The organism is Duffyella sp. Ts4 (assembly GCF_051851875.1).
Lineage (GTDB): Bacteria > Pseudomonadota > Gammaproteobacteria > Enterobacterales > Enterobacteriaceae > Duffyella > Duffyella gerundensis.
The window spans coordinates 1-6,122 of sequence record NZ_JBLYPN010000034.1 but is presented as its reverse complement, the minus strand read 5'-3'; the positions used below and the strand labels follow the sequence as shown (position 1 = coordinate 6,122).

Below are 6,122 nucleotides of genomic sequence, written 5' to 3'. Positions count from 1 at the left end.
GGGCCGGGGCGACTGCCGGCCCTGCTCGGGCTGCCTTCAGGCAGAACGAAATGGCCGTTGACCTTAAAGACATTGACCTTAAAAGCCCGCCTGCAAGGCAGAACGAAAGTGTCCCTGGCCTGGCCTTTAAAAGGCCTGCCGCCTCAAGGCCAATCCCCCCTCATCCCGGTCCACTAACGGAATGCCGTCTCACCAGCGTTGGGCTAAACATATTCGTCACTTCCGGCAGCGGCTGGCCGTTTGCCAGCGCGAGGGCCAGCGCGGCGGCCTGCTGCGCCATGGTGACAATCGGATAGCGGATGGTGGTCAGGCGAGGACGCACGTAACGGGAAACCAGCACATCGTCGAAGCCGATCAGCGACATCGCCTCGGGCACCACGATACCGTTATCGCTGAGCACCGCCAGCGCACCGGCAGCCATCGAATCATTGTAACAGGCAACGGCGGTGAAGGTTTTGCCGCGGCCTAACAGCTCGGTCATCGCCTGTTCGCCGCCGCGTTCATCCGGCTCGCCAAAGGCTACCAGCCGATCGTTGCAGGGCAAATCGTGCTCGCGTAACGCGTCGTAATAGCCGCGTAGCCGATCTTCCGCATCGGAAATATGGTGCGTTGAGCAGATAAACGCGATGTTCTGATGCCCCTGCTGAATCAGATGGCGAGTTGCCAGCCAGGCACCGTAGCGATCGTCCAGCGCAATGCAGCGTGATTCAAACCCCGGCAGCAGCCGGTTCAGCAGCACCATGCCGGGAATCTGCTTCATCAGCGCAATCAGTTCGCTGTCCTGAATCTGCTTGGCGTGGACCACCAGCGCCGCGCAGCGATGGCGCATTAGCTGCTCAATTGCCAGCCGCTCTTTTTGCTCGTCGTGATAACCGTTTCCAATCAGCAAAAAGTTGCCGGTCTCTCCGGCCACTTCATCCACCGCTTTGACCATTGCGCCGAAAAAAGGGTCGGAAACGTCGCCCACAATCAGGCCGATGGTTTCGGTGGATTGTTGTGCCAGCGCGCGTGCATTGGCGTTGGGATGGTATTGCAGCGCTTCCATCGCGCTGCCGACGGCCTGACGGGAACTCTCACTGGCTTTCGGCGAATTGTTAATCACGCGCGAAACCGTTGCGACCGACACGCCCGCCAGACGGGCTACATCCTTTATCGTGGCCATGCGTTTGCATACATCCTGGGTAAACGTTTACACATGGCTCCAGTGTTACGGAAAAGCGTGTCTGGTTCAAGCCAACAGAATGTCAGTTTCGTCGCAAAAGCGGTGAGTTTCAGCGACATGTTACGCAGGCGGCAACGCTGGCGACGCGGCGCAAAAATGCTATTCTGTGGCTCCTGTTCTCCCGCCTGCCAGAAATTGACTATGAAAAAACGCGTGCCGCATCTTGCCCACTGGGGCGCTTTTACCGCCGTAACCGACAACGATCGTCTGGTTGGCTGTGAGCCCTTTTTTGCCGACAGCGATCCCTCGCCGATGCTCAATACCATTCCGGAGTTAGTCTATTCCGATAAGCGTATTCGTCAGCCGATGGTGCGTCGTTCCTGGCTTAAATCGCGCGAAAAAAGCGATCGCACGCTGCGGGGGCGGGAAGATTTTGTCGCCGTTGACTGGGAAACCGCTCTCGATCTGGTGGCAGAAGAGAACCGGCGTGTGCGCGATCGCTACGGCGCGGCAGGGATCTTCACCGGCTCGTACGGCTGGTCTTCCGCCGGACGCGTAAACCATGCGCGCACGCTGGTGCGTCGTTTCTATTTTCAGGGCGGCGGTGGCGTCGATCAGCTGGGCAACTACAGCTGGGGGGCGGCGCAGTTCTTTCTGCCTTACGTGATTGGCACCTATATGCCACTGACCGGTCGCGTTACCGACTGGCCGAGCGTGGTGGAACACGCCGAGATTTTTCTCGCTTTTGGTGGTCTGGCGCTGAAGAACGCGCAGGTTGCCTCGGGCGGCGCGGGCGAGCACAGCCTGAAACCGGCACTGCAACGGCTGGCGGCAAAAGGCACGCCGGTGATCAATATCAGCCCGATGCGTGATGACTGCCCGGCATTTGTGAATGCGGAGTGGATCCCGATTCGTCCCAACACCGACGTGGCGCTGATGCTGGCGCTGGGTTGGGAGATTGAACGGCTCGGCGCCGTGGACAACGCCTTTCTGCAGTCGCACTGCGTTGGCTGGCCGCAGCTGCGTGCCTATCTCAGCGGCGAAAGCGACAGCGTGGCAAAAACGCCGCAGTGGGCCAGCGCGATTACCGGTATTCCGGCGGCACGCATCAGCCAGCTGGCGCAGCAGCTGTGTGGCAAACGCAGCTTTATCACCTGTTCCTATTCGGTGCAGCGCGCCCATCGCGGCGAACAACCTTACTGGATGATGATTGCGCTCTCCAGCATGCTCGGCCAGCCGGGGCTGCCTGGTGGTGGCTTTTCGTTCGGTCACGGCTCCATGAACAGCGTCGGTAATCCACGCATTGAAGGGCCGGCGCCGCTGATGTCCACCGGCGTTAATCCGGCCGGGCTGGCCATTCCGGTGGCACGTATCAGCGATATGTTGCTGAATCCCGGCGAGCCTTACGCTTTTCAGGGCGAAACGCACCGCTATCCCGATATTCATCTGGTGCACTGGGCGGGCGGCAATCCGTTCCATCATCATCAGCAACTCAACCGGCTGGTGGCTGGCTGGCAGCGTCCCGATACGGTTATCGTGCAGGATATTGTCTGGACGCCCGCTGCGCAGATGGCCGATATCGTGCTGCCGGTGACCACCACGCTGGAACGCAACGACATTGGCGGCTCCTCGCGGGATCGTTTTGTGCTGGCGATGCATCAGGCGATCAAACCTCAGCATCAGGCGCGTAACGACTTCGATATTTTTGCCGATCTGGCTGAGCGACTCGGCTATCGCGATACCTTCACCGAAAAACGCAATGAAATGCAGTGGATTGAGCATCTCTATCAGCGCTGCGCGCGGGCACATGCGGCGAAAGGGCTGGCGTGGCCGTCGTTCGAGGCGTTCTGGCAGCAGGGCTATGTTGAGGTGCCCCAGGGCGATAAACCCTATGTCTTTATGGAAGATTTTCGCGCCGATGCGCAGGCTAATCCGATTAAAACCGCCAGCGGCAAAATTGAACTGTTCAGCGAAACCATCGCCGGTTATGCGCTGAGCGACTTTGCCGGTCACGCTGAATGGCGCGAACCTGCGGAATGGCTGGGCAGCGCGCTGAGCGAGCGCTTCCCGCTACAAATGATCTCCATTCAACCCGGCGATCGGCTGCACAGTCAGATGGATGCCACCGCCACCGTACAGGGCAACAAAACCGCCGGGCACGAAACGCTGTGGATGCATCATGACGACGCCGCGGCGCGCCAGCTGGCAGACGGCGATGAAATTGAGGTGTTTAACGATCGTGGTCGCATGCTGGCGGGCGTGAGGCTGACCGACGGCGTGACGCCTGGCGTGGTGCTCATCGCCACCGGCGCCTGGTTCGATCCCGGCTTTGGCCAGGCCTGGCACGATCACGATCGCGCCGGCAATCCTAACGTGCTGACGCTGGATATCGGCACCTCATCGCTGACCCAGGGACCCAACGCCATGAGCTGTCTTGTGCAGGCGCAAAAAGCGGCCAGTCGCAAATTCAGTTAAGGATCACATGGCTGGTTACATTTTGCGGGTAACTGTTGCGAATATGTGATGGCGAGGGCAAGGCATCGGTTGCTACATTTTAAGTCCCAGAGGTATTGATGGGTGAACATCAAAAGTTTTCTTGATTACACCGACCTGCGCAGATGCGCAGGTTTTTTTTGCCTGAAATTTCCTGGCCCTGCTAACGCGTTGATAACGCGCACGTTTCATTCGATGCTAACGAATCGAAACACAGTTTTCCTGTAAACCCGCAGTGATATTCTTTATAACTTCCAGCCAGTTACCTCATCTGCCGCAGCCATCGACATGCCTCGCATAAAAAAATTTCTTGGAAAAGACCAGATCAAAGCGCCGTTTAATCCGTTCCGTTTTCGCTTGATCTGCCTCGGCGTGCTGACCTGCCTGGTGTTGCTGCTGGCACGCGTGGGCGATCTCCAGCTGATCAACCATCCGATGCTGGAACACGAAGCGGATCAGCGCTCGCTGCGTACCGTGACGTTGCCCACTAATCGCGGCACGTTACTGGACCGTAACGGCGAGGCGCTGGCGCTGAGCGTTCCGGCGCGCGATATCATCGCCGATCCACAGCGCGTGCTCGAGGCACATCCCGATTTCACCAACGCCAAGTGGCAATATCTCGCCAACGCGCTGAATGAACGACCTGAGGCGATCGCCGCGCAAATTCAGGCCAATCCGCGCAAGCGCTTTCTCTATCTTGGCCGCAAAATCGAGCTGGGCATCGCCAAGGACATCAGCAAGCTGCATTTGAAGGGCATCAGCAGCGTTTACAATGACAGCCGCTTTTATCCGATGAGCGAAGCCGCCGCGCCGCTGCTTGGCGTGGTCGGTGCCGATAATAAAGGGCTGAACGGGCTGGAGCACGGTTACGATAAGCTGCTGCAGGGCGAGCCGGGCGTGGAGAAATACCGTCAGGATGGCGAAGGCAACATTATTGCCATGATCGATTATGAACCGCCAAAACAGCCGCCGACCGTGCAGCTGAGCATCGACAAGTTCGATCAGTACACGCTCTACAGCAAACTGCGCGATGGCGTGCTGTTAAACAAAGCTGACTCCGGCGCCGCGGTGCTGGTGAAAGTCGATACCGGCGAAATTCTCGGGATGGCCTCTTATCCCTCTTTTAACCCGAATAACTATGCCGATGCCTCACCGGCGCAGATGCGCAACGCGGCGATTAACGACAGCTATGAGCCTGGCTCGACGGTGAAACCGCTGGTGGTGATGGAAGGGCTGGAGCGCCATCTGGTGCGCGCCGATTCGGTGATTGATACTACGCCTTACCGTGTTAACGGCCATCTGATCCGCGACGTCGGCCACTGGCCGCGCCTGACCATGACCGGCATTCTGCAAAAATCCAGCGACATTGGCGTATCGCATATTGCGCTGGCGATGCCTGCTGAAGCGCTGGTCAATACCTATCAGGCGTTTGGTCTTGGCAAACCCACCGGCTTAGGGCTGACCGGTGAAAGCGTCGGCTATTTTCCGGCGCACCGCCAGCGCTGGGCTGACATCGAGCGCGCGACCTTCTCCTTTGGTTACGGCCTGCGCGTGACGCCGCTGCAGATCGCCCGCGAATACGCCACTATCGGTGCCTATGGTGTTTACCGTCCGCTGTCGATCACTAAGGTTACGCCGCCGGTGATTGGCAAACAGGTGGCCAACCCGGAAACGGTGAAGGATGTGATCCACATGATGGAGAGCGATGCGCTGCCCGGCGGCTCCGGCGTGCGTGCGGCGGTGCCTGGCTATCGGCTGGCGATCAAAACCGGTACCGCAGAGAAAATGGGCGCCAGTGGCAAATATGACGGTGGCTATATCAACTATACCGTTGGCGTCGCGCCTGCCAGCCATCCGGAGGTGGCGCTGGTGATCATGATTAACCATCCTACCGCAGGCGATCACTTTGGTGGTTCGGTGGCGGCGCCGGTGTTTGGCAATATTATTGGGCCGGTGTTGAAGCATATGAATATTCCGCCGGATGCGTTGTATGGGCATGGGTGAGGGGGGCCCTGGCGGGCTGGCCTTTTAGGGTCAAAAGCTATTTCTTCCGCCTTGCAGGCGGTCGGGCAGGGCCAGGTCAAGGTCCATTTCGTACAGGCTAAAGCCTGCCCGAGAAGGGCCAGGTCAAAAGCGATTTCGTGCAGGCTAAAGCCTGCCCGAGCAGGGCCGGCAGTCGCCCCGGCCCTGCACCCGCGCTATCCGGCAAACACAACCGCCCGCTGAAGCGGGTACCCTCAGCAAAACCCTTTTCCGACGGACCATGCGCGACGCGCTCCCGGCGCGACGCTTATTCTCGCCGCCTCCCTGCGGCTCGCCCTGGAAAATGCTTTTGCCTCGGCGTTTGTGATGCCTCCTCAAGGTCAAAATCCAGGTCAAAAACAAACAGACTAAAAGCAAAGTCTTAATCCAAATCCAAATCCAAATCCAAATCCAAATCCAAATCCAAATCCAAATCCAAATCCAA

The 6,122-nt window shown here is 58.7% G+C and carries 3 protein-coding genes; 2 read left to right on the top strand and 1 reads right to left on the bottom strand.

Annotation, left to right across the window (positions count from 1 at the left end; translation table 11 throughout):
• Positions 1–160: 160 nt before the first annotated feature.
• Positions 161–1,162, bottom strand: coding sequence for an HTH-type transcriptional regulator GalR (gene galR / locus ACJY2L_RS20690; RefSeq protein WP_439213844.1), 1,002 nt, complete (start codon positions 1,160–1,162; stop codon positions 161–163).
• A gap of 201 nt (positions 1,163–1,363) precedes the next feature.
• On the opposite strand from galR, the gene ACJY2L_RS20685 reads away from it, so the two are divergent.
• Together ACJY2L_RS20685 and ACJY2L_RS20680 are read left to right on the top strand one after the other, a co-directional pair.
• Positions 1,364–3,637, top strand: coding sequence for a molybdopterin-dependent oxidoreductase (locus ACJY2L_RS20685; protein ID WP_439213845.1), 2,274 nt, complete (start codon positions 1,364–1,366; stop codon positions 3,635–3,637).
• Positions 3,638–3,943: 306 nt separating this feature from the next.
• Positions 3,944–5,659 carry a penicillin-binding transpeptidase domain-containing protein gene (locus ACJY2L_RS20680; RefSeq protein ID WP_067433367.1) on the top strand — a complete coding sequence of 572 codons (1,716 nt, stop codon included), beginning with the start codon at positions 3,944–3,946 and terminating at the stop codon, positions 5,657–5,659.
• Positions 5,660–6,122: the final 463 nt, after the last annotated feature.